Source organism: Virgibacillus alimentarius (assembly GCF_017874635.1).
Classification (GTDB): Bacteria; Bacillota; Bacilli; order Bacillales; family Amphibacillaceae; genus Virgibacillus_B; species Virgibacillus_B alimentarius.
On record NZ_JAGIKX010000018.1, the window covers coordinates 32,943 to 57,055 of the forward strand.

The 24,113-nt window shown below is 37.6% G+C and carries 23 protein-coding genes, 1 rRNA gene and 2 other annotated features; all 24 genes read right to left on the reverse strand.

The annotated features are described in order from the left end of the window. Positions 1 to 121 precede the first annotated feature (121 nt). On the reverse strand, positions 122 to 3,658 hold the full coding sequence (gene rpoB / locus J2Z81_RS09985; protein WP_029266912.1) for a DNA-directed RNA polymerase subunit beta: 3,537 nt from the start codon (positions 3,656 to 3,658) through the stop codon (positions 122 to 124). A 585-nt stretch (positions 3,659 to 4,243) separates the two neighbouring features. Further along, entirely contained in the window at positions 4,244 to 4,846 is a 603-nt protein-coding gene (locus J2Z81_RS09990) for a class I SAM-dependent methyltransferase (RefSeq protein WP_029266911.1), read from the reverse strand. A gap of 178 nt (positions 4,847 to 5,024) precedes the next feature. Next, the gene (gene rplL / locus J2Z81_RS09995; protein ID WP_029266909.1) at positions 5,025 to 5,390 is read right to left on the reverse strand and encodes a 50S ribosomal protein L7/L12; all 366 of its coding nucleotides are present in this window, start codon (positions 5,388 to 5,390) and stop codon (positions 5,025 to 5,027) included. Between the two features lie 40 nt (positions 5,391 to 5,430). Beyond that, positions 5,431 to 5,931 (reverse strand): 50S ribosomal protein L10, encoded by a 501-nt coding sequence (gene rplJ / locus J2Z81_RS10000; RefSeq protein ID WP_029266906.1) that lies wholly within the window; start codon positions 5,929 to 5,931, stop codon positions 5,431 to 5,433. A 53-nt stretch (positions 5,932 to 5,984) separates the two neighbouring features. Beyond that, positions 5,985 to 6,130: a sequence feature (ribosomal protein L10 leader region), on the reverse strand. 42 nt (positions 6,131 to 6,172) lie between these two features. Next, positions 6,173 to 6,868, reverse strand: a complete 696-nt coding sequence (rplA, locus tag J2Z81_RS10005; RefSeq protein WP_226371262.1) for a 50S ribosomal protein L1 — start codon at positions 6,866 to 6,868, stop codon at positions 6,173 to 6,175. A 181-nt stretch (positions 6,869 to 7,049) separates the two neighbouring features. Next, entirely contained in the window at positions 7,050 to 7,475 is a 426-nt protein-coding gene (rplK, locus tag J2Z81_RS10010; protein ID WP_029266903.1) for a 50S ribosomal protein L11, read from the reverse strand. 193 nt (positions 7,476 to 7,668) lie between these two features. Further along, positions 7,669 to 8,202, reverse strand: coding sequence for a transcription termination/antitermination protein NusG (gene nusG / locus J2Z81_RS10015; RefSeq protein WP_029266902.1), 534 nt, complete (start codon positions 8,200 to 8,202; stop codon positions 7,669 to 7,671). Between the two features lie 193 nt (positions 8,203 to 8,395). Beyond that, positions 8,396 to 8,575 carry a preprotein translocase subunit SecE gene (secE, locus tag J2Z81_RS10020; protein ID WP_226371263.1) on the reverse strand — a complete coding sequence of 60 codons (180 nt, stop codon included), beginning with the start codon at positions 8,573 to 8,575 and terminating at the stop codon, positions 8,396 to 8,398. Positions 8,576 to 8,597: 22 nt separating this feature from the next. Continuing rightward, positions 8,598 to 8,747, reverse strand: a complete 150-nt coding sequence (rpmG, locus tag J2Z81_RS10025) for a 50S ribosomal protein L33 (protein WP_084178950.1) — start codon at positions 8,745 to 8,747, stop codon at positions 8,598 to 8,600. A 98-nt stretch (positions 8,748 to 8,845) separates the two neighbouring features. Continuing rightward, positions 8,846 to 9,499, reverse strand: a complete 654-nt coding sequence (gene sigH / locus J2Z81_RS10030; protein ID WP_029266898.1) for an RNA polymerase sporulation sigma factor SigH — start codon at positions 9,497 to 9,499, stop codon at positions 8,846 to 8,848. A 135-nt stretch (positions 9,500 to 9,634) separates the two neighbouring features. Then, a complete protein-coding gene (locus J2Z81_RS10035; RefSeq protein ID WP_029266897.1) occupies positions 9,635 to 10,144 on the reverse strand; it encodes an NYN domain-containing protein in 510 nt (169 codons plus the stop codon). A gap of 2 nt (positions 10,145 to 10,146) precedes the next feature. After that, positions 10,147 to 10,890, reverse strand: a complete 744-nt coding sequence (gene rlmB, locus J2Z81_RS10040) for a 23S rRNA (guanosine(2251)-2'-O)-methyltransferase RlmB (protein WP_029266895.1) — start codon at positions 10,888 to 10,890, stop codon at positions 10,147 to 10,149. Continuing rightward, positions 10,883 to 11,287, reverse strand: a complete 405-nt coding sequence (locus J2Z81_RS10045) for a Mini-ribonuclease 3 (protein ID WP_029266893.1) — start codon at positions 11,285 to 11,287, stop codon at positions 10,883 to 10,885. Before J2Z81_RS10045 ends, rlmB begins: the two co-directional genes overlap by 8 nt. A 2-nt stretch (positions 11,288 to 11,289) precedes the next feature. Continuing rightward, entirely contained in the window at positions 11,290 to 12,690 is a 1,401-nt protein-coding gene (gene cysS, locus J2Z81_RS10050; protein ID WP_029266891.1) for a cysteine--tRNA ligase, read from the reverse strand. Between the two features lie 4 nt (positions 12,691 to 12,694). Further along, positions 12,695 to 13,342, reverse strand: coding sequence for a serine O-acetyltransferase (gene cysE, locus J2Z81_RS10055; RefSeq protein ID WP_029266888.1), 648 nt, complete (start codon positions 13,340 to 13,342; stop codon positions 12,695 to 12,697). A 69-nt stretch (positions 13,343 to 13,411) separates the two neighbouring features. After that, positions 13,412 to 13,628, reverse strand: a binding site (T-box leader). 57 nt (positions 13,629 to 13,685) lie between these two features. After that, entirely contained in the window at positions 13,686 to 15,155 is a 1,470-nt protein-coding gene (gene gltX, locus J2Z81_RS10060) for a glutamate--tRNA ligase (RefSeq protein ID WP_226371264.1), read from the reverse strand. A 113-nt stretch (positions 15,156 to 15,268) separates the two neighbouring features. Then, entirely contained in the window at positions 15,269 to 16,366 is a 1,098-nt protein-coding gene (locus J2Z81_RS10065) for a PIN/TRAM domain-containing protein (RefSeq protein ID WP_029266884.1), read from the reverse strand. Positions 16,367 to 16,580: 214 nt separating this feature from the next. Further along, positions 16,581 to 17,954, reverse strand: a complete 1,374-nt coding sequence (gene radA, locus J2Z81_RS10070) for a DNA repair protein RadA (protein WP_029266882.1) — start codon at positions 17,952 to 17,954, stop codon at positions 16,581 to 16,583. Between the two features lie 201 nt (positions 17,955 to 18,155). Continuing rightward, positions 18,156 to 20,582, reverse strand: a complete 2,427-nt coding sequence (gene clpC / locus J2Z81_RS10075) for an ATP-dependent protease ATP-binding subunit ClpC (RefSeq protein ID WP_029266880.1) — start codon at positions 20,580 to 20,582, stop codon at positions 18,156 to 18,158. 12 nt (positions 20,583 to 20,594) lie between these two features. Beyond that, on the reverse strand, positions 20,595 to 21,662 hold the full coding sequence (locus J2Z81_RS10080) for a protein arginine kinase (protein ID WP_226371265.1): 1,068 nt from the start codon (positions 21,660 to 21,662) through the stop codon (positions 20,595 to 20,597). Further along, positions 21,659 to 22,204 carry a UvrB/UvrC motif-containing protein gene (locus J2Z81_RS10085; protein WP_029266876.1) on the reverse strand — a complete coding sequence of 182 codons (546 nt, stop codon included), beginning with the start codon at positions 22,202 to 22,204 and terminating at the stop codon, positions 21,659 to 21,661. Before J2Z81_RS10085 ends, J2Z81_RS10080 begins: the two co-directional genes overlap by 4 nt. A 12-nt stretch (positions 22,205 to 22,216) precedes the next feature. Continuing rightward, the gene (locus J2Z81_RS10090) at positions 22,217 to 22,681 is read right to left on the reverse strand and encodes a CtsR family transcriptional regulator (RefSeq protein ID WP_029266874.1); all 465 of its coding nucleotides are present in this window, start codon (positions 22,679 to 22,681) and stop codon (positions 22,217 to 22,219) included. A 234-nt stretch (positions 22,682 to 22,915) separates the two neighbouring features. Beyond that, positions 22,916 to 23,620, reverse strand: a complete 705-nt coding sequence (locus tag J2Z81_RS10095; protein WP_029266872.1) for an MgtC/SapB family protein — start codon at positions 23,618 to 23,620, stop codon at positions 22,916 to 22,918. A 398-nt stretch (positions 23,621 to 24,018) separates the two neighbouring features. Then, a 5S ribosomal RNA gene (gene rrf / locus J2Z81_RS10100) occupies positions 24,019 to 24,113 on the reverse strand; the annotation flags it as partial.

Consider the following 24,113-nt stretch of genomic DNA (forward strand, 5'->3'; position numbering starts at 1 on the left):
GTCAGTTCAGATAAATTGTACATTTATGCCTTTTTAACATTATCACTAAGTACTTCAACCTTTTATGATAAAACCGGAGAAGTAAACTTATGTACAGCACATAAGTCTACATTCCGTTGTTTTAGCTTTCTTCAACTTCTAAGTTGAGTTTACTTGCAGATTGCGAATCTTCCTCTTCAAGTTCTCGCAAATCAATTTCTGCTTGGTCACCGGAAAGCATTTTTACATCCAGGCCAAGACTTTGTAATTCTTTAATCAATACTTTGAATGATTCTGGCACTCCAGGTTCTGATACATTATCGCCTTTCACAATAGATTCATACGTTTTAACTCTTCCAACAACATCATCGGATTTAACAGTTAATATTTCTTGCAGTGTATATGCTGCTCCATACGCTTCAAGTGCCCATACTTCCATTTCTCCAAAACGCTGTCCGCCAAATTGCGCTTTACCACCAAGCGGCTGTTGGGTAACAAGAGAATATGGACCAGTTGAACGTGCATGCAGCTTGTCATCAACCATATGTGAAAGTTTAATCATATACGATATTCCCACAGAAACCCGGTTGTCGAATGGCTCTCCTGTTCTTCCATCATAAAGAATAGTTTTAGCATCTCTAGGCATCCCCGCCTCATCAAGGGTATCCCAAACATCTTGCTCTGTCGCTCCATCAAATACTGGTGAAGCTACATGGAGCCCTAATTTCTTTGCAGCCATTCCCAAATGTAATTCAAAGACTTGCCCAATGTTCATACGTGACGGAACACCTAATGGGTTAAGCATAATATCGATTGGAGTGCCATCCGGTAAGAAAGGCATGTCTTCCTCAGGTAGAATTTTGGAAATTACCCCTTTATTTCCGTGACGACCTGCCATTTTATCCCCTTCTGAAATCTTACGCTTTTGGACAATGTAAGCACGAACTAATTGGTTAACCCCTGGAGGTAGCTCGTCGCCATCTTCGCGATTGAAAATCTTAACATCAAGTACAATCCCTCCTGCACCATGAGGCACGCGGAGTGAGGTATCTCGAACTTCACGCGCTTTTTCTCCAAAGATAGCATGCAATAATCTTTCTTCTGCTGAAAGTTCGGTTACACCCTTTGGCGTTACCTTACCTACAAGGATATCCCCATCAGTAACCTCTGCTCCCACACGTATAATGCCTTGTTCATCAAGGTTTTTCAGAGCGTCTTCACCGACATTCGGAATGTCTCTTGTTATTTCTTCTGGACCTAGTTTTGTATCTCGAGATTCCGATTCATACTCCTCTATATGAATAGATGTATAATCATCATCCTTCACAAGTCTTTCGCTCATAATGATCGCATCTTCATAGTTATACCCTTCCCAAGTCATAAAGCCAACAAGTACATTACGGCCTAATGCGAGCTCGCCGTTTTCCATGGATGGTCCATCAGCAAGAACTTCTCCTTTGGTGACTCGGTCCCCTTCGCTTACAATAGGACGCTGGTTATAACATGTACCTTGGTTTGAACGAATATATTTCTCTAAACGATAACGATCAAGGTCCCCTTTAACTTCTTTTCCGTCTACTTCAGCAACGCGGCGTACAAGAACCTCTTTTGCTTCTACACGTTCAACAACGCCATCGTTTCGGCAAATAATAGCAGCACCTGAGTCTTTACCAGATACATATTCCATTCCCGTACCAACGATAGGCGCTTCAGGTTCCATAAGCGGTACTGCTTGACGCTGCATGTTCGCACCCATTAACGCTCGGTTGGAGTCGTCATTTTCCAGGAACGGAATACACGCTGTTGCTGCAGAGACAACTTGCTTTGGAGACACGTCCATATAATCGATCTGATCACGAGGAACAATCGTGTTTTCCCCGCGAAAGCGAGCAATAACTTCTTCGTCTGAAAAACTTCCGTCTTCATCTAGTCTGGCGTTCGCCTGGGCAACAACGTAATTATCTTCCTCATCAGCGGTTAAATAATCGATTTGAGCTGTTACTTTACCCGTGCTTGGGTCAACACGTCGATAAGGCGTTTCAATAAAACCAAATTTATTTACCTTTGCATAACTGGACAAAGAGTTAATCAGACCGATGTTCGGACCCTCAGGAGTTTCAATCGGACACATACGACCATAGTGGGAATAGTGAACATCTCGTACTTCAAATCCTGCGCGTTCCCGCGTCAAACCTCCTGGTCCCAACGCAGATAATCGACGTTTATGTGTTAACTCAGCTAATGGATTTGTCTGATCCATAAATTGCGAAAGCTGGGAACTTCCAAAAAACTCTTTGATTGAAGCAATCACTGGACGAATATTTATTAGTTGTTGTGGTGTAATGCTCGATGTATCTTGAATTGACATACGCTCTCGTACAACACGTTCCATACGAGACAAACCAATCCTGAATTGATTTTGCAGCAATTCCCCTACAGAACGAAGTCGTCTATTTCCCAAATGATCAATATCATCTGTATTTCCAACATGATGTAGGAGATTAAAGAAATAACTAATCGAAGATAAAATATCTGCTGGAGTAATGTTTTTTATGTCTCGGTCAACACCTGCATTCCCTATTATCGTTAACTCTCTTTCTCCATCTGGATCGGTAGGGTCGATAATTTGAATGGATTGCAAACGAATTGGATCCTCAAGAAGCGCCTCTTGCGGTTCCAACATTCTTTCTCCAAGCCTATTTTCCTCATCTTCCAAATATGGAATAATTTTATCTAACAGTTTACGTTCTAATCTATCACCCTTTTGCGCCAGAACTTCTCCAGTTTCTTGATCAACGATAGGCTCAGCTAAAACTTGGTTGAAAAGGCGATTTTGGATATTAAGCTTTTTGTTCATTTTATAACGTCCTACATGAGCCAAATCATAGCGTTTCGCATCAAAAAATCGTGAAATTAATAAGCTTTTTGCGTTTTCAACCGTAGGAGGTTCACCGGGGCGCAAACGCTCATAAATCTCAAGAAGAGCCTTCTCTGTAGTTTCTGTATTATCCTTTTCTAATGTGTTTTTGAGATATTCATTATCCCCTAAAAGATCAATTATTTCTTGATCTGTACTGAAGCCTAACGCACGCAATAAGACTGTTATAGGTAATTTACGTGTGCGGTCTATTCGGACATGCACAACATCTTTTGCATCCGTCTCAAGCTCCAGCCATGCTCCTCTATTAGGTATAACGGTTGCTGTTAAGCCTCTTTTACCATTTTTATCTATCTTTTCATTATAATAGACACTTGGTGAACGGACGAGCTGTGATACAATTACACGTTCCGCTCCATTAATAACAAAAGTTCCTGTTTCTGTCATTAACGGAAAGTCTCCCATAAAGACCTCTTGTTCCTTCACTTCTCCTGTTTCATTATTAATTAATCGCACTCTCACACGAAGTGGAGCATTATAGGTAACATCTCTGTCTTTTGATTCTTCTACAGGATATTTAGGTTCCCCCAAACTGTAATCAATGAATTCCAGAGATAAATTCCCTGTGAAATCCTCAATTGGAGAAATGTCTTTAAACATTTCCTTCAAACCTTCTTCTAAAAACCAGTTATAAGAAGCAGTTTGAATTTCGATTAAATTTGGTAAATCTAAAACCTCACTGATACGCGCGTAGCTTCTGCGCTGGCGGTGGCGCCCATACTGAACTAGTTGGCCTGTCAACAGCTTCACCCCTCAAATCACATTTTTCAGAACCAATCAACATACAACTACTTGTTTATGAAAAAATGATTGATTGTTATATTAATGCTAAAAACATTTAGTCTTTAGCTTTATCCTTCTGTTTCACATGACGAAATAGGCAGATCATAACTACCTATAGCAAAGAATTTCCAAGTAACTATCACTTAAAATGCAAGCCATCATTCTTCTTATACTTTTATAGAAAAATAATCTAGTGTAACACAAATGCCGTTATTATCATTTTTTCCTTTTTTATCTGACAAAAAAACGAAAAGAAACACGGTTATTCACTTGTGCTATTTTAAATTATAGGTTATTATTTTTAATAGAAAAATAAATTTAAATGATTATATTCACTCCGCAATATAATGAAGAGGTATATCATCCAAGATATAAAGTATAAGAAGAAAGAGGACTTATCTCTTATCTCAAACACAATTCCCCTGACATTCTATTCAGTGTTTCCTATTAAAAACATTTTATACAATCTTCAACATAAAATTCTCTTGACAAAGAAAACCCTTTGTTGGCATTTTACTATGCTACCATATAGTGATAGATAGGTCAACTATTTGATGATCGTAATATAAAATACCCTTTTTTACGAGCAACAACTTCCACATTTCCAAATATCTCTTCCATCTTATCCATCGCAGAGGGCGCCCCTTGCTTTTTTTGAATCACTACCCATAAGTCACCATTTTTGCACAGAGCGCACTTACTGTCTTCAAACATTTTATGAACGATCTTCTTTCCTGCTCTAATTGGCGGATTTGTGATAACAGCACCAAAAGAGCGTTGCCTTAAATTAGTGAAACGATCACTTTGAACAAACTCTGCATTACTAATGTTATTTTGATTAGCATTCTGCACAGCCAGCATGATCGCTCTTTCATTAACATCGCTCATTACAACATTCCTATTTCTATTGTTATCAGCTAAAACAATCCCTATTGGTCCATAACCGCAACCAAGGTCCAAAAAATCACCTTCGATCGCCGGCGGCTTGAACTGTTCTATCAGCAACCTCGTGCCGAAATCTACTTCGTTTTTAGAAAATACACCAACGTCACTGGTGAATGTATATTCCTTTTCCTTTAATTGATAAGTCCATGTTTTGGGCGAGCTTTTAGATTGGGGTTTATGTGAAAAGTAATGCTCAGACATTAGGGCACCTACTTTGATCGTATTGTGTAAACGGGATTTATAGATGTGTTTTAAGATAATAAAATTAAGTTGCCATTGATATGTAGAGCTCGCCGTATAACGACGAGCTCCTTATTAATATATTTGCGTAAAAGGCTGTTTCCTGTATAATTAACCTTCTAAATTTTCACTTATGAAATTACTTAACTTCTACAGTTGCGCCAACTTCTTCAAGTTTACCTTTGATTTCTTCAGCTTCTTCTTTTGACGCGCCTTCTTTAACAGCTTTTGGTGCATTATCTACTAATTCTTTTGCATCTTTAAGGCCAAGGCTAGTAATTTCACGAACAGCTTTAACCACCTTGATTTTTGAAGATCCAGCATCTTCAAGTACTACATCAAATTCTGTTTTTTCTTCAGCAGCTTCTCCGCCGCCTGCTCCGCCTGCTACCGCAACTGGTGCAGCCGCTGTTACACCAAATTCTTCCTCAATTGCTTTTACTAGATCATTTAAATCTAAAACTGACATTTCTTTTATCGCATCAATGATTTGTTCTTTAGTCATGATATTTTTCCTCCATTTTTAATAATATTTTAACTCGCAATTATGCGCCTTCTTCTTCCTTTTGTTCTGCAACAGCTTTTGCAGCATATGCAAAGTTTCGTACAGGTGCTTGAAGCACGCTAAGCAACATAGAAACCATGCCTTCGTAATTTGGTAAGTCTGCAAGCTCTTTAATTTGTTCAAGAGACGCTACATTTCCTTCGATAACGCCACCTTTGATTTCTAATGCTTCATGCTCTTTAGCAAAATCATTAATGATTCTAGCGGGTGCTATTACATCGTCATTACTGAAAGCTATTGCAGTCGGACCAACTAGCAAATCATTTAATTCTTCTAATTCCGCATCCGTAGCAGCACGTCGTGTCATTGTGTTTTTATAAACCTTATAATCTACGCCAGCTTCACGGAGTTCTTTTCGTAATTCTGTTACTTCAGCTACATCAAGTCCTCGATAGTCCACTAACAGAGTACTTTGACTCGCTTTAAATTTATCCGAAATTTCTTGAACTAACTGTTTCTTTTTTTCAATAACATTAGACATTATTCCACCTCCTAAGACATTCATTACATCGTTTACCCGCACTAGACATAGGCTCTATTATTAACAAAGCCTCCATGTAGACATGGAGGCTTTTTAACAAATAATAATCATAAGGATTGTTTATCTGTCTTTAATACCTCGGCAGGAAATTAAGCGTTCACTTCGCACCTGCTGTCTACGGTTCAACGTATTCTTTTATAACGCATTTTAGTATAACTAATCGGCAATGAAAAGTCAACAATTACTTTGTGAATTCAGAAGAATCCACTTTGATACCAGGGCCCATTGTTGAAGTAACAGACACATTGCGCACATAATTTCCTTTTGCTGTTTGTGGTTTCACTCTTACAATGGTCTCCATAATAGCAACGAAATTTTCTGCCAACTTCTCATTGTCAAATGAAATTTTTCCAATAGGAACATGAATGTTTGAGGACTTATCAACGCGGTATTCAACTTTACCTGCTTTGATTTCCTTAACTGCTTTTTCAATTTCAAAAGTTACCGTTCCTGTTTTCGGGTTTGGCATAAGACCTTTTGGTCCAAGCACACGACCAAGCTTACCTACTTCAGCCATCATGTCCGGAGTAGCTACAACCACATCAAAATCAAACCATCCTTGGTTTATTTTGTTGATTAGGTCTTGATCTCCAACATAGTCTGCACCAGCAGCTTCCGCTTCTTGTACTTTATCACCTTTCGCAAATACTAGCACACGCTGTGTTTTCCCTGTACCGTGCGGCAATACCATTGCCCCGCGAATTTGCTGATCTGCCTTCTTAGGATCCACTCCTAAGCGGAAAGCAACTTCAACAGTTTCATCAAAGTTTGCTTTAGCAGTTTCTTTTAATATACGAACAGCTTCTTTTATGTCATAAGCTTTTGATCGATCAATAAGCTTTATAGCTTCTTGATATTTCTTACCTCTTTTAGCCATTTTGTTTCCTCCTTTATTGTGGTTATAACGGTAGTACCTCCCACTTAAAAGCACAAAGACTTTTATAAAGTACACAGATGATAGGCGAAAGTCTTTACACCTTCATCTCATCCATTTATTCATGAAAAAGGTTGCGAGGAGCAAAATCGATTCGCAACCAGTACCGTATTTTGTTTTAGAATTAATCTTCAATTGAAATGCCCATACTGCGAGCAGTTCCTTCAACCATACGCATTGCTGCTTCTACATCTGCAGCATTCAAGTCTTGCATTTTCGTTTCCGCGATTTCTTTTACTTTATCGCGCTTTACAGTTGCAACTTTATTACGGTTAGGTTCACCTGATGCAGTATCAATTCCTGCTGCTTTTTTCAATAGTACAGCAGCCGGTGGAGTTTTTGTCACAAACGTAAATGAACGATCTTCAAACACCGTAATTTCAACCGGAATGATCATCCCAGCTTGCTCTTGCGTACGTGCATTAAACTCTTTACAAAATCCCATGATATTAACACCTGCTTGACCTAATGCCGGTCCAACTGGCGGTGCCGGATTCGCTTTCCCTGCAGGAATTTGCAATTTTACTAACTTGATTACTTTTTTAGCCACGAGACACACCTCCTTAAAGTCCGTGATGTGGTAATAGGGTTCTTACCGTTCCCTCCCACTCATAATTAAACAGCTCTATTAAATACCGAGCATGAATAACAAAAAAATTTTAACATAAATTATCATATAATGCAAGATCATTTTATAATCATTCGATATAATCATTCGATTTTATAACATTATATTTCTATTTTTATAGTTTTTCAACCTGCGAAAAGTCTAATTCCACCGGTGTTTCTCTTCCAAACATGTTAACATGAACTCTCAGTTTCTGCTTATCCATATCAATATGTTCGATTGTTCCTGTGAATTCCGAAAATGGACCGTCTGTCACACGAACATTTTCTTTTACCTCAAAGTCAACCTGAACAACTGGATCGCTCATGCCCATCTTTTTCAGCAATGTATCTACTTCTTCTGGTAATAGTGGTGTTGGTTTTGCTCCTTGTCCGCTCGAACCTACAAATCCGGTCACCCCCGGCGTATTTCTTACAACATACCAAGAATCGTCTGTCATAATCATTTCCGCCAACACATAGCCCGGGAAGAACTTTTTCTTAGAGACTTTCTTTTTACCATTTTTTATTTCTGTTTCTTCTTCCTCCGGGACAATAACACGAAAGATTTTGTCTTCCATTCCCATTGACTCTACACGTTTTTCGAGATTCGTCCTCACTTTGTTTTCATACCCAGAGTATGTATGAATAACATACCAGTTTTTTTCCATACGATCAGGACAATGTGATTTGTCCCTTCCCTCCCTTATTAAGGCTATTTGCTCTCTATTCTCATTTGTGATTAACATTGCATAAAGTCATCATGCTTTCACATCATTTTAAGCAATATTAAAAAACCCGTTAATCCGGGTTTTGTCAGAAATTATATTCGGCTATATTCATTATAGCATATAATTCAACTATTTATTCAAAAAAAGCATTTAAAAATTGTGTAATCCCAAGATCAATTAATGCGAAAAATACTGCTACAAATGCTACTGTTGAAATAACAGTTATCGTGTAACTTGTTAATTCACGACCATTAGGCCAGCTTACCTTCTTCATTTCCCGAGATACGTTCTTAAAAAATTGAAAAAGCTTCACACTCGTACCCCCTTAGCATTCGCTATTTCGTCTCACGATGCAATGTATGTTTTCCACAGTTCTTGCAAAATTTCTGTGCTTCCAGTCGTTTAGGGTGTGTGGATACATTTTTATTCGTTGTGTAATTTCTACTTGCACACTCTGAACACGCTAATGCTATTTTCTTATTCATCGTTCCACCCCGCCTATGGGTTTTTGCTCATATAAATGTAGCATGGTTATAAATCTATGTCAATGTTTAAGGTTATCAGGGCTGCTTTGAAAGTATCTTTACAAAGGTAGCTCGTTTGCGCCTACCAATTTTTCCAATTTACGTTTTACCCGCTGCAATGCATTATCAATCGACTTTTCGTGACGTTTTAATTCAACAGAAATTTCCTGGTAGGAACATCCGTCTAAATATAGTTGGAGTACCTTTTTTTCTAAACCGCTTAATAATTCCGATAATTTTAATTCCATATTAAAAAATTTTTCGCGGTTTACAATCAATTCTTGCGGATCTATCGCTTTTGATCCGGCAATAACATCTAATAGGGTCCGGTCTGTTTCTTCATCGTAAATTGGTTTATCAAGCGATACATAAGAATTAAGCGGAATATGCTTTTGCCTTGTCGCTGTTTTAATTGCTGTAATAATTTGACGAGTGATACATAATTCTGCAAACGCTTTAAATGAAGCTAGCTTGTCCCCATCGTAATCTCGAATGGCCTTATATAGACCGATCATTCCTTCCTGAATAATATCCTCTTTATCTGCCCCTATTAAAAAATAAGTTCTCGCCTTCGCTCTGACAAAGTTTTTATATTTAGTTATTAAAAAATCCAAAGCATAGCTATTTCCTTGATGAATCAACGTTAAAATTTCATCATCAACGAGCGTATGTAAACGTTTATTATCTTTCTTCGTTATTTGCTTGACCTTCACTAATGATGACCCCCCGCCACATTGCAAGTCAATAAAAACAGCTAGCTAGATTAATAGATTCAAGTGAGAACATTATACAATATGTACCTTAAGAACTCAATGCAGGAAAAAGCGAAGAACACTTTGAAAACCCGTCTATATATGTCCTCTTCGCCATTTTTCGAATTTTTCCATAACATCCTGGTCTAAATGTATCTTAGACTGCGGCTGCATTGTTTTATGTTGTTCTATCTTCTCCTTAATTTCTTTGTCAATACTTTTAAGCTCAATAGAAAGTTCTCTTGCAGACTTACGAAGTGCACCTTGCCCAAAAATAGTCCGTTGTTCCGCATAATCGGATGTAGCTACATATACTTTGTTTTTTACATTCATTAAAGTCTTCACTAGCCTTTCAATACATTCATCCGCCGTTTCTTTTTCTTTTGTATATATTACCTCGACTTTATGAGTATTATATTTACTACTCATACCCGGAACATAATAAGCATCATATACAACAATTACACGTAACCCTGAATATGCTTTGTACTCGGCCATTAAATCAATTAAACGGTCACGCGCCTGCCCCATATCGTTTTCTTTTATTTTTTTTAATTCGTCCCATGCCCCAATAATATTATATCCGTCTACTACCAGTACATCCATTATCATTTTCTAATCGGATTCCTTTTGCGATATACTTCATAAAGCAGTAAACTGCATGCCACCGACGCGTTAAGGGATGAAACTTGTCCTTTCATAGGCAGGCTGACTGTCCAATCACATTTTTCCTTTACCAGTCGGCTTATTCCCTTTCCTTCATTTCCAATCACAAGAGCAATAGGGAGTCCTCCATCAAGTTCACGATAATCTTCTTCCCCTCTAGCATCTGTTCCAATCACCCATATGTTTTCTTGTTTCAGCTTTTCAATCGTATTTGCTATATTAGTGACTCGAACAACCGGGATGTGTTCTAAAGCCCCCACTGCTGTTTTAGCTACTGTTGCAGTCAATCCTACTGAACGCCTTTTCGGGATAATGACCCCATGAGCACCTGTTGCATCAGCGGTACGTAAGATAGACCCTAAATTGTGCGGATCTTCCAATTCATCCAAAATGATTAAAAATGGAGCTTCATTTTTTGATTTTGCCTTTTCAAACAAGTCCTCTAGTTCCGCGTACTGATAAGGAGCTACATAGGCAATCACTCCTTGGTGATTACCGCTTACTAACTGATCCAATTTTTTCTTTGGAGTTTGTTGTACGATCGTATCTGATTCTTTAGCCAGCCGTCTTAACTTTCCCTGCATACCTTTGTTTAACTGCTCAGAAATCAGAACTTTATTGATAGACCGCCGGGAATTTAATGCCTCTATTACTGGATTTTTTCCAATTATGATTTCACTATCCACCTTCATCACCCCTTTCGATAAATTCTACAGCATCCGATAATAATTCCGTTAGCCTTTCTCTATTGTTTAAAAGATAATGATAACCAAGCAATGCTTCAAATGCCGTGCTGTACCTGTAAGTTTGCACACTCATATTCTTAGGAATCGAGCCGGATTTGGCATTTCTGCCTCGCGCAACAACCCGACTCTCTTCTTCAGATAAATAATCAGCTTTTATCCAATATAAAATGATCGTTGCTTGCGCTTTTCCAGAAACGAATTCAATTGCTTTTTGGTGTAATTTATTTGGCTTTACTTGACCCGTTTTTAGTAAATATTCTCTCACATGTAATTCATAAACGGCGTCACCCATATAAGCAAGTGCTAAACTTTTTGTTTGTTTCACATCTAAACCCATGTTCAGCCTCGCTTCCAACGAACACCTTGTGCTGTGTCTTCTAAAATAATGTTCTTTTCTTTTAGCGTATCCCGAATTTTATCCGCTCGTTCAAAATCTCGATTTTTTCTTGCTTCTGTTCTTTCTTGAATAAGGGATTCTATTTCTTCATCAAGCATTTCCTCTTCTTGCTTTATATCAATTCCAAGAACTCCTAAAATTGCTAAAATAGTATCTTGAAAAGCTTGAATAACCTTTGTTGATGTTTGCTTAGATTCTAAATAACGATTCGCTTCTTTAGTTAATTCAAACAGTACGGATATAGCATTTGCAGTATTAAAATCATCATCCATTTCTGCCTTAAATTGGTCAGCTAAGCTTTTTACTTTTTCCAACCATTGATCTGCCTCTTCATCCAGATTTAAACTCGATTTTTTCCGATGCTCTAGATTAGAATAAGCTGTTTTTATTCTCTCTAAGCTGTGTTTAGCACTTTCAAGCAGTTCTTCTGTAAAATTTATTGGATTACGATAATGTACACTTAACATGAAAAATCGGATAACCTGAGGGTCATGCTGTTCGATTAATTCCCGGGTCAACACAAAGTTGCCAAGTGATTTAGACATTTTTTCATTATCAATATTAATATATCCATTATGCAGCCAATAATTAGCAAATGTTTTTTCATTTCCAGCCTCAGATTGTGCAATCTCATTTTCGTGATGCGGAAAGGCTAAGTCCTGACCACCTGCGTGAATATCAATGGTTTCTCCAAGATATCTTTTAGCCATCGCTGAACATTCAATATGCCAGCCCGGACGTCCTCTACCCCAAGGGGAGTCCCAGGCAATCTCTCCTTCTTTCGCATGCTTCCACAATGCAAAATCCAGCGGATCCTGCTTCTGTTCCCCCACTTTTATACGTGCACCCGACCTTAGGTCATCAATAGATTGATGTGATAATTTTCCATATCCATTAAATGCTCTTGGCTTAAAGTAAACATCCCCATTTACAGCGTAAGCAAAATCTTTTTCGATTAAGGTTTCAATAAATGCTATTATATCGTCCATCGTTTCTGTTACCCGCGGATTATGTGTTGCCTTTTTAACCCCTAATGCTTCCACATCGCTTAAATATGCTTCGATAAAGCGATTCGCAACATCAGGAACTTCCTCACCTAGTTCCTTTGCTGCATTAATAATTTTGTCGTCAACATCCGTGAAATTTAATACATAATTCACATGATAGCCTCTATATTCAAAATAACGCCGAACCATATCAAAAACAATTGCAGGCCTTGCATTTCCAATATGAATATAATTATATACGGTAGGGCCGCATACATACATGCTTACTTTCCCTTCTTCTAAAGGTTTAAACGGCTCCTTTTCACGAGTTAATGTATTATATAGTGTGATCGTCATGCTCCTAATCCTCCTCTTTTAACTTCTTTATCTCTGCTCTTAATATATCAATTTCTTTTTGCAGCTTATCACAACGTTCAGATACAGGGTCTGGCAATTTGTGATGGTCTAAGTTTTTACGCACCTTTTCTCCATTCTGTACAACAACACGTCCCGGGATACCTACCACTGTGGAGTGGTCTGGCACATCACGCAAAACCACCGACCCACCACCAACCTTTGAACTTTCTCCAATCGTTATCGACCCAAGCACCTTGGCACCGGTGGCTATTAGCGCATTATCTTTTACAGTCGGGTGGCGCTTGCCTTTTTCTTTTCCAGTCCCTCCTAATGTCACTCCTTGATAGATTGTCACATTGTCGCCAATTTCACATGTCTCACCAATTACAACACCCATGCCATGATCGATAAAAAACCTTCTGCCTATTTTTGCCCCAGGATGAATTTCAATACCAGTAAAAAAGCGATTAAATTGTGATATAACTCTTGCAATGAAAAAGAAATTCCGTTTATATAATGCATGAGCAACACGGTGTGACCATATCGCATGCAGACCGGAGTATGTTAAGAATACCTCAAAATAGGTTCGGGCTGCTGGATCTTGTTCAAATACAACATTCATGTCTTCTTTCATTCGTTTGAAAATTCCCACAGAACAAACCCCTCTCCCTTTATTCGATAATTAATAATATAAAAAGCGTCTCTGTGTAATTATACTTTACACAGAGACGCTTACAGCGCGGTTCCACTCTGTTTGGTGATTATATGATCTCCCAACTTCTGCTCTGATAACGGTAGAGGCTCCGCCGCTATGTACTTTTTTCCATAACGGACTCTAAGGGGCATTTCAAAAGCATTGCTTAAAGTCACTTCCAGCCTTAGGTGACTCTCTCTGTGTAAGTCATTTGCTTTTTACTTATCCTTATCATCGTTCAAGTGAATGTCCATTTTTATCGTATAAATACTATATTACATTTACGCTCAGATGTGAATAATTAAGCTTCAATTTTTTTTAAAACCTCATCAAGTCTTGTTAAAACGACTTCTTTGCCTAATAATTCAATTGCATGAGGTAATTCTGGACCATGGGTTTGTCCAGTTGTTGCAACACGAATCGGCATAAACAACTTCTTCCCTCTATGTTTTGTTTCTTTCTGTGTTGCTTTTATTTCAGCTTTAATTGATTCCTTACTAAACTCGTCAAGATGAATAAGTTTATCTGTGAAAACTTGCAATACCTCCGGAACTTGCTCTCCTTTTAAAACATCCATCGCTGCTTCATCATACGTAATCGATTGTTTGAAAAACAAATCAGTTAATTGAACGATTTCAGCACCATACCTCAATTGTTCCCGATATAAACCGATGACGTCTTCGGCCCATTTTCTTTGTGCATCATCCATCCTCTCAGGCAATTTGCCTGCTTTAATTAAATGGGGCATAGCTAAGCTAATAACCGTTTCAATATCTGCCACTTTAATATATGCGTTATTCATCCACTTTAATTTTTGCACATCAAATATCGCTGCGGATGTCGATAAACGTTTAGGATCAAATATACGAATAAGCGTATCTTGATCAAACAGTTCTTCCTCACCCTCCGGTGACCAACCAAGCAATGTAATAAAGTTAAACAACGCCTCTGGCATGTAACCTAAATCACGGTATTGCTCAATGAATTGCAGTATATGCTGATCTCGCTTACTTAACTTCTTACGCTCTTCATTTAAAATTAATGTCATATGACCAAATCGAGGTGCATCCCAGCCGAATGCTTCATAAATCATTAGTTGGCGCGGTGTATTAGAAATATGCTCCTCCCCGCGAAGAACATGGGTAATATCCATCAAATGATCGTCAATAGCTACAGCAAAATTATATGTCGGTATACCGTTTTTCTTGACGATAACCCAATCACCAAAATCACTGGAATCAAACGTAATATTTCCTCTGACGATATCATTAAATGTATAGGAATGATTAGCAGGAACCCGGATACGGATGGCAGGCTTTCGCCCCTCTTTTTCGAATGCTTTTATTTGCTCTTCCGTTAAGTTTCGATGTGCACCGGAATATTTAGGAACTTGTCCCTTTGCTCTTTGTGATTCTCTCTCTTCCTCTAATTCTTCTTCCGTCATATAACATTTATAAGCTAAACCACGTTCCAATAGATCATCAATATATTTTTGATATATTTCTAGTCGTTCCATTTGTCGATAAGGGCCGTAATTACCACCAATATCAGCGCCCTCATCCCACTCAATACCTAGCCATTTAAGAAACTGAAGCTGGCTTTCTTCACCACCCGCTACATTCCGTTTAGCATCTGTATCCTCGATCCTGATAATGAATTTCCCATCAAAATGTTTTGCATATAAATAGTTGAATAATGCTGTACGGGCGTTACCTATATGTAAATCACCAGTTGGACTTGGAGCATAACGCACACGGACTTCGTTTGCCATCGTTGTTCCCCTTTCTTTTCGTAAAAAAGTCTATCTACATAAGTTTAGTATACTTTGTTCAGAACAAAAAGCGATAACAAACTGTTATCACTTTTTCTTTAGTTATACCTCTTTTATTGTGCTTTTTCAAGTAATTTCGGTTTTGCAAATATCATTCGTCCTGCAGATGTTTGCAATACACTTGTAATTAACACTTCAATTGTTTTTCCGATGTAGTCTTTTCCCTCTTCTACAACTATCATTGTACCATCATCTAAATAAGCGATTCCTTGTTTTTGCTCTTTACCGTCCTTTATTACTTGAACAACTAATTCTTCGCCTGGCAGTACAACGGGTTTAACTGCATTTGCTAAATCATTAATATTTAAAACATGCACATTTTGGAGATCACAAACTTTGTTTAAATTATAATCATTTGTTACAAGTACACCACTAATAACTTTCGCCAATTTAATCAGCTTGCTATCTACTTCTGTTATGTCTTCGAAATCGCCTTCGTAAATTTCTACCGTTACCGGCAACTCTTTTTGAATACGGTTTAACACATCTAGGCCCCGACGTCCTCTATTTCGTTTTAATACATCTGAAGAATCAGCAATATGCTGCAGTTCACCTAAAACAAATTGCGGAATGACAATTGGACCTTCCAGAAAATTAGTTTGACAAATATCTGCAATACGTCCATCAATAATAACACTTGTATCTAGTATTTTAGCTTTTGGCTTACTTTGTTCAGCACTGTTACTTTCAGGAGCCCTCCTTTTGTCACGTTCCTTCCGATTAACGTTTAGTAAATTCACAAACTCTTCCCTACGCCGAAAACCAACTTGAAAGCCTAAATACGCAAGTAAAATAGTTAAAAATAACGGTATTACCTGTGACACAACTTTAATACTGAGATCTTGCAAAGGAATCGTAATAAAATAGGCAATAACTAGACCTAAAATTAATCCTAAACTTCCGAAAAAAAGGTCACCCACCGGCACTTTAATTAAACCATCTTCGATCCACCTTAGGAAACCTACAATGTAGTCTGCTAACCAGTAAGAAATGAGAAATAAAATAATAGCGCCTAAGATTGAGCTTAGATATGGCGATGTTATCCAATTTACCTCGGTAAAATTTAGTAACCTAATGATATCGGGCACATATAAATATCCGATGGTACCACCTATAATTACAAAAAATAAATGAACAATCTTTTTGAGCACCACTGTCACCTCCTAGTATTTTATTATTGCCTATTTATATTAAAAATAGTCCCATATTACCAATAAAAAAACTATCATTTCAAGTACATAATAGCACAGTCACTTAAGCCAGTCAATTTATCAAAATTAAAAGTATATCATTATATTACAGTCATGTCAAATATATGGTCTATTATTTTTGGTATATTCTGTATTTTTCAAATTAAAACCCTACTTATCTTGCCAACCCTACCTCTAATGCTTCTTGAACTGTATCTACACCTATGACTTGAATGTTCTTAGGCACCTCCCAACCATCTAAATTCTTTTTAGGACAGATAACCCGTTTAAATCCAAGTTTAGCTGCCTCCTGTACCCGTTGATCTATTCTGGATACACGCCGTATTTCTCCAGTTAGGCCAACTTCACCTATAAAAATATCCTCAGGCAATGTAGCTTGATTGCGGAAACTAGAAGCAATACTCACAGCAATAGCTAAGTCAATCGCTGGTTCATCCAATTTCACACCACCGGCTACTTTAATATATGCATCTTGGTTTTGCAGCATGAGACCTACACGTTTTTCCAAAACAGCCATCAGCAATGGAACTCGATTATTATCAATACCAGTAGCCATTCTACGCGGGTTGCCGAAGCTCGAAGGAGAAATTAACGCTTGGATTTCTACAAGCACAGGTCTTGTTCCTTCCATTGAAGCAACAACAGTCGATCCGGCAGCACCTTGTGAACGTTCTTCTAAAAATATTTCCGATGGATTCATGACTTCCCGCAATCCTTTTTCTTTCATTTCAAAAATACCCATTTCATGTGTGCTTCCAAATCTATTTTTCACCCCCCGTAATATGCGGTACATATGGTGCCTTTCACCTTCAAAATAAAGTACAGCATCCACCATGTGCTCAAGTAAACGAGGCCCTGCAATTGCTCCCTCTTTCGTAACATGCCCAACGATACAAATTGGGATGCCATTTGTTTTTGCTATCTTCATCAGTTGCCCTGTACATTCACGAACCTGTGATACACTTCCAGGTGCACTTGAAACTTCTTCTCTAAATATCGTTTGAATCGAATCAATGACAACAAAAGATGGCTTAATTTCTTCAATCTGGGTTGCAATGTCTACCATATTTGTTTCTGCTAATACGTATAGTAAGTCGGACGTGACACCAAGCCGATCTGCCCGAAGTTTTGTTTGTCTTGTGGATTCTTCCCCTGATATATATAATACAGGTAATTGTTTTTCTGCTAACTGAGAGGAAACTTGCAAAAGTAATGTTGATTTTCCAATACCAGGGTCTCCGCCAATTAACATGAGCGAACCAGGAACAATTCCACCACCAAGCACACGGTTAAATTCTTGCATCGATGTAGTTATGCGCGGTTCCTTTTCCGATTCAATGGCAGTAATTTTCTCAGGTTTACTTACAGTTTTTAATCCACTGCTTAATGTATGCCGATTATTGCTATGTGATGCCTCTACTTCCTCAACTAGTGTATTCCAGCTATTACATCCTGGACATTTTCCCAACCATTTGGCCGACTCATAGCCACATTCTTGGCACACAAATTTCATTTTACGTTTTGCCAATTAAAACAAATCCTTTCTCTCTTTATATTATAAACGATATGCAATGCTTGAAGGTTACAAGGACCTATCATTTAAATAAAATATTCCCTTAATTATGCCACAAAGATTTACTCGATCGATTGTATAAAGATAAATAAATCTAGCTTAAAAAAACTAGAAGGGGAAAACCTCCTTCTAGTTTTTACCTATTTTTATTATTAATTAAGAGAGTATCGTAAATTCTCCTTTATTACTTAAGCCGATCTTTACTTTTTCTCCTTGACGGATTGTCTCTTTTAACAGCTCTTCGGATAATAAATCTTCAACATTTTTTTGAATCGAACGGCGTAAAGGCCTTGCGCCATATTCCGGTTCAAAACCTTCATTCGCTATTTTTTCAATGGCTTTATCGGTTAATGTAAAATCAATTTCCTGTTCCTGTAATCTCTTTTGCAGTTGTTTCAGCATTAACGTTACAATTTCCTTCATATGCTTTCGCTCTAAAGAGTGGAAAACAATTGTTTCATCAATACGGTTCAAAAATTCAGGGCGAAATGCCTTCTTTAATTCATTAATAACTTTCGCTTTCATGTCGCTATATTCTTGACCTTCTTCCTCAACATTAAAGCCTACATATTTATTCCTTTGTAATTCACTTGCACCTACGTTAGAAGTCATAATAAGAACGGTATTGCGAAAGTCAACGATACGCCCTTTTGAATCTGTTAATCTCCCGTCTTCCAACACTTGTAATAAGATATTAAATACTTCAGGATGCGCTTTTTCCACCTCGTCAAGCAAAACAACGGAGTATGGCTTTCTGCGTACCTTCTCGGTAAGTTGACCTCCTTCTTCATATCCAACATAACCTGGAGGAGAACCAACCAGACGAGAAGTAGCGTGCTTTTCCATATACTCTGACATATCAATACGTATCATTGCATCTTCATCTGCAAACATTGCTTCTGCTAAAGCACGGGCTAGTTCTGTTTTTCCTACCCCAGTAGGTCCTAGGAATATAAATGAACCAATCGGACGCTTTGGATCTTTCAGACCCGCTCTTGCCCTTCTAATTGCTTTTGAAACAGCATTTACTGCTTCTTCTTGCCCAATTACTCGGTCATGCAAGATTTCTTCCATATTTAAAAGTCTGTCACTTTCATCCTTTGTTAATTTAGCAACTGGTACACCAGTCCATACAGAAACAACGCTAGCAATATCCTCCTCAGTAACTTCAGAGTCTTCTTGCCCTTGTTTCTCTTTCCATTTACCCTTTGTTTCATCCAATTCTTCACGAAGCCGTTGTTCTGAGTCCCTTAAGGAAGCTGCTTTTTCAAATTCTTGACTTTGAACTGCCGCATCTTTCTCTTTGCGCACTTCCTCGAGTTTATGTTCTAACTCTTTTAAATTTGGGGGAATCGTATAGGAACGAAGACGAACTTTTGATCCGGCCTCATCAATTAAATCGATTGCCTTATCCGGCAGAAAGCGTTCCGTGATATAACGATCAGATAAATTCGCAGCTGTATTAATCGCCTCATCTGTAATTGTTACACGGTGGTGTGCCTCATAACGATCACGTAAACCTTTTAAAATTTGTATGGTTTCTTCTAATGTTGGTTCATCCACTTGAATCGGCTGAAATCTCCGTTCTAATGCAGCATCTTTTTCGATATATTTGCGATACTCATCTAATGTTGTAGCACCTATACATTGTAACTCACCACGTGAGAGGGATGGTTTTAAAATATTCGATGCATCAATTGCTCCCTCAGCACCTCCTGCACCGATTAAAGTATGAAGCTCATCAATAAATAATATAATATTGCCGGCTTGGCGAATTTCCTCCATCACTTTTTTAAGACGGTCCTCGAATTCACCGCGATATTTTGTCCCTGCAACAACGGTTCCCATATCAAGTGTCATTACTCGTTTATCTCTTAATATTTCAGGGATTTCATTATGAACAATTTGCTGAGCCAACCCTTCTGCTACAGCAGTTTTCCCAACTCCAGGTTCACCAATTAAGACAGGGTTGTTTTTCGTACGTCGACTAAGTACTTGAATAACACGCTCTATTTCTTTATCACGTCCAATAACCGGATCAATATTTCCTTCCTTGGCACTAGCTGTTAAATCTTTTGCCAGTGAATCCAGTGTGGGTGTATTCGCATGTGATGATTGTCCACGACTTTGCCTACCCGCCTGTGACTCGTTACTTCCAAGCAGCTGCAACACTTGTTGTCTAGCCTTATTTAAACTAACACCTAGGTTATTTAAAACACGGGCTGCTACCCCTTCTCCTTCACGGATTAACCCTAATAAAATATGCTCTGTCCCCACATAGGAGTGACCTAGTTTTCTAGCTTCGTCTTGGGATAATTCTACAACCTTTTTTGCACGTGGAGTATAATGGATTGTTTGCATCGGCTGTTTCCCCATACCAATTAAATCCTCTACTCCTTCTTGAATTTTTTGGACTTCTAACCCTAAAGATTGCAGTGCTTTTGCAGCTATTCCATCCCCTTCTCGAACAAGCCCTAACAGAATATGTTCGGTACCAATATTGTTATGACCAAGACGAACTGCTTCCTCCTGTGATAACGCTAAAACCTTTTGTGCTCTTTCAGTAAAACGACCAAACATCATATCGCATTCCTCCTACTTTTTTTCTAATTGTAAACGTTCACGGATAAGTGACGCTCGTAGTACATCGCGTTCATTTGCTGTTAAGGCCTTTTTTGCATAATGTTGTAGGAAACCTGGCTGTGTAAGAACCATTAATTCATTAAGTATATTTCGCGATACATTTTTAATTAAACCTAAATCAATTCCTAAGCGTACATTTGATAGACAAGTTGCCGCTTCTTTTGATTCTATGATACGACTATATTCTAAAATACCATATGATCGATAAATTCTATCTTCTAAACTTTTATTTGACTGTTCGATAATTCGATTCCGAGCTTTGCGTTCATACTCTATTAATTGCTGTACAACACTTTGCAAATCTTCTACAATATCTTCTTCTGATTTTCCGAGCGTGATTTGATTCGAAATTTGAAAAATATTCCCTTGTGCTTCACTGCCTTCACCGTAAATTCCCCGTACCACATGTCCTAATTGATTAATTGCTGGTATCATACGGTTAAGTTGCTTTGTAACTGTTAAAGCTGGGAGGTGCATCATCACAGAAGCTCGCATTCCCGTACCAACGTTTGTTGGACAACTTGTTAAATAACCTTTCGTTTCATCAAAAGCATAGTCTACTTTTTCTTCTATCCAGTCATCTAAATCAAAGGCCTTTTTTAATGCCTTTGCTAATTGAAGCCCAGGAAAATAAAGTTGAATACGAATATGGTCTTCCTCATTGATCATTACAGAAACCTGTTCATTTTTCGAAATGAGAGCTGCAGCATTTTGGACTTTCTTTGCCAAATGCGGACTAATTAAGTGTTTTTCCACCAAAACCCATCTTTCAATTGGTGTTAAATCATTAATTAAGATAAATTCAAAGTCTTCATAGTTCTGAAATGTTTGATGTTCGTATGATTGTTGGAAAATATGGCAGATTTTTTCTAAACTATTCTCACCAGCAATAATTGGAAATGGAGTATCGGCACAATTACGCGCTAAACGAATCCGACTGCTTAAAACAATGTCATTATCCGGGCCACCTTCTTGCATCCAAGGACTGATTGCTTGCTTCATAAAATGCTCTAATGTCATGAGTCATCAACCTCTTCTGAATGATGAATTTGCCTTTCCAGTTCTTTTATTTTATCTCTTACAATTGCTGCTTCCTCGAAGGCTTCATTTTCAATGAGTTGCTGTATCTCTTGCTTGTGCTGCTCAATTTGTTTCTTCGTGTGCAAGTTGCCACCTTTACGCTTAGGAATTTTCCCGCTGTGCTTCGTATTGCCACTATGTACACGGCGAAAAATCGGATCAATATGTTTAGAAAAGGTATGATAACATTGTGCACAACCGAATTTTCCTGTCCGTTTAAAGCTCGAAAAATTCATTTTACATTCAGGACATTGTAATTCTGTTGTCTGCTGAAAAGTCTTATTATGGCTGCCTATTTGAGCAGCATCAAAATTAAATAAATCTGACAGTAAATCATGAAGGGAATAGCCTTCTTCCGGATAAGTCATATAGCCTTTTTCCTTTGCGCATACTTCACAAACATATACCTCTGTTTTATTTCCATTTACGGTTTGTGAAAAGTGGAGTGAAGCCGGACGCTTATGGCATTCTTGACATTCCATAAATCCTCCCCCTTACTTGTTTAAATATTTCAGTGTAGCAAGCATTGATGATAGGATACGGGCTCGCACCTCATCACGCAGTGGTAACTTAAAAGCTAATGTAGTTCTTTCAATTGCACTTAACATAATTTTTGCTTCCCGCTCTGTAATAATTTCTTCTTCCAGCAATCTTTCCAGCACATCCATTGATGCTTGCTGCGTTACTGTCGGATTAATCAATTTAATAATTTCATCAATCATATCGGACTTATCCTGATGCTTGATACGCATAATTCGAATATACCCTCCACCACCACGCTTACTTTCTACAATATACCCTTTTTCTAAAGTAAAACGCGTGTTTATTACATAATTAATCTGTGAGGGCACGCATTGAAATTGATCTGCCACTTCATTTCGCTTAATTTCAATGACATCTTGACCTTTTGATTGTAAAATTTTCTTTAAGTATTGCTCAATCACATCTGATATACTCATAAACCCTCCCCCTCTTATGAATTTAAACCCATTTAATAAAGTTTTTCATCATATTCGTTATTCTAAAAAACAAAATGAGAGAATTTAGCTCTACACCTGACTTTGACTATCTTTGACTTTAACTTTATTATACGAAAAAATATGTGAGATGCAAATACCCTGTCTATAATATGATAGACAAACTTATGTATATCAAAACCTTATTTTATGGGTTTATTAATAAAAGGGTACATGCTAAGAGCGCTCAGTAATGTTTTTGATATGTTCTATTTTTGAAATTTCCTCAAATAATTGAACCCTATTTAATTCATCATCTCGTTCAATTTTAATAAAGATATTTCTTAAATTATTTTCCACCTTAACAATTTCAACATTGTTTATAGATAAATTAAATCTTTCAAAGACGGAAATGATATGATTTACCTTTAAGCCTGGTAACGCCACAATTTCAATGAGATTATTCTTATGGGATTTAGTAAATATTTTTTCGAAATTATTTAGGAAAATTAAACTGAGTAAAATGACGGCTGTCGTAAACACTGCCGTAGCATACATGCCTGCACCGACAACTAATCCTAGTCCCGCTACGGCCCATATAGAAGCAGCAGTTGTTAAACCACGAATCGTTCCGCCATAAACAATAATAGTACCTGCACCTAGAAAGCCAATTCCACTTATAACATAAGATGGGATTCTAGAAGGATCAAATCGTAACACAACATCCTTATATTGATCAAGAACAGCTTCAAATCCGTATAGAGATAACAGCATCATTAAACATGAACCTATTCCTACTAAAATATGAGTGCGGAAACCTGCTGAATGATTTTTTAATTCACGCTCAAAGCCGATTAATCCTGAAAGCAATAGAGCAACAAGGATACGCATGATTATTATAAAAAAATGTTCACTAACTAATTGTTCTAAAAACACAGCCAATAGCTAACCCCCCTTGTTAATTAGCAGTATACTTTATTTTACAGCAAAATTCAGAAATTAAGTAGTAATAAAGTTACATATTAATTTGAACAACGATTATGTATATTTTAAAGCTTTGTGAATACATTATAGCAGTTTTCCAAAGGAAAACATTAAATAAACCATTTGATGTAATGATTGTAGAGAGAAAATTATATGAACTCAGATACAGAAATGTAATAGGAAATGCTGTATTCTTTTAAGATAGGAGTATGAATTACCAGCGTATAACAAGAGTTCCTTTTACATTTATTGGTTGAATTTAGAAGTGATTAGGTAGAATAAGTCATTTAGATACAAATAGATACTAAAAAAGCTAAAGCATGACGTATTTTGCATGCTTTAGCTTTTTGTTTTTTGCCTGGCGGCGTCCTACTCTCACGGAGGCAAAGCCTCAACTACCATCGGCGCTGGAGAGCTTAACTACTGTGTTCGGTATGGGAACAGGTGTGAC

Coding starts and splice junctions, on each gene's coding strand:
- J2Z81_RS09990 (WP_029266911.1), bottom strand. CDS start 4,846: ATGTCTGAGCATTACTTTTCACATAAACCCCAATCTAAAAGCTCGCCC.
- rplL (WP_029266909.1), bottom strand. CDS start 5,390: ATGACTAAAGAACAAATCATTGATGCGATAAAAGAAATGTCAGTTTTA.
- rplJ (WP_029266906.1), bottom strand. CDS start 5,931: ATGTCTAATGTTATTGAAAAAAAGAAACAGTTAGTTCAAGAAATTTCG.
- rplA (WP_226371262.1), bottom strand. CDS start 6,868: ATGGCTAAAAGAGGTAAGAAATATCAAGAAGCTATAAAGCTTATTGAT.
- nusG (WP_029266902.1), bottom strand. CDS start 8,202: ATGGAAAAAAACTGGTATGTTATTCATACATACTCTGGGTATGAAAAC.
- rpmG (WP_084178950.1), bottom strand. CDS start 8,747: ATGAATAAGAAAATAGCATTAGCGTGTTCAGAGTGTGCAAGTAGAAAT.
- J2Z81_RS10035 (WP_029266897.1), bottom strand. CDS start 10,144: ATGGATGTACTGGTAGTAGACGGATATAATATTATTGGGGCATGGGAC.
- J2Z81_RS10045 (WP_029266893.1), bottom strand. CDS start 11,287: ATGGGTTTAGATGTGAAACAAACAAAAAGTTTAGCACTTGCTTATATG.
- cysS (WP_029266891.1), bottom strand. CDS start 12,690: ATGACGATCACACTATATAATACATTAACTCGTGAAAAGGAGCCGTTT.
- gltX (WP_226371264.1), bottom strand. CDS start 15,155: ATGGCAAACGAAGTCCGTGTGCGTTATGCTCCAAGTCCAACTGGTGAT.
- clpC (WP_029266880.1), bottom strand. CDS start 20,582: ATGATGTTTGGTCGTTTTACTGAAAGAGCACAAAAGGTTTTAGCGTTA.
- J2Z81_RS10080 (WP_226371265.1), bottom strand. CDS start 21,662: ATGACATTAGAGCATTTTATGAAGCAAGCAATCAGTCCTTGGATGCAA.
- J2Z81_RS10085 (WP_029266876.1), bottom strand. CDS start 22,204: ATGGAATGTCAAGAATGCCATAAGCGTCCGGCTTCACTCCACTTTTCA.
- J2Z81_RS10090 (WP_029266874.1), bottom strand. CDS start 22,681: ATGAGTATATCAGATGTGATTGAGCAATACTTAAAGAAAATTTTACAA.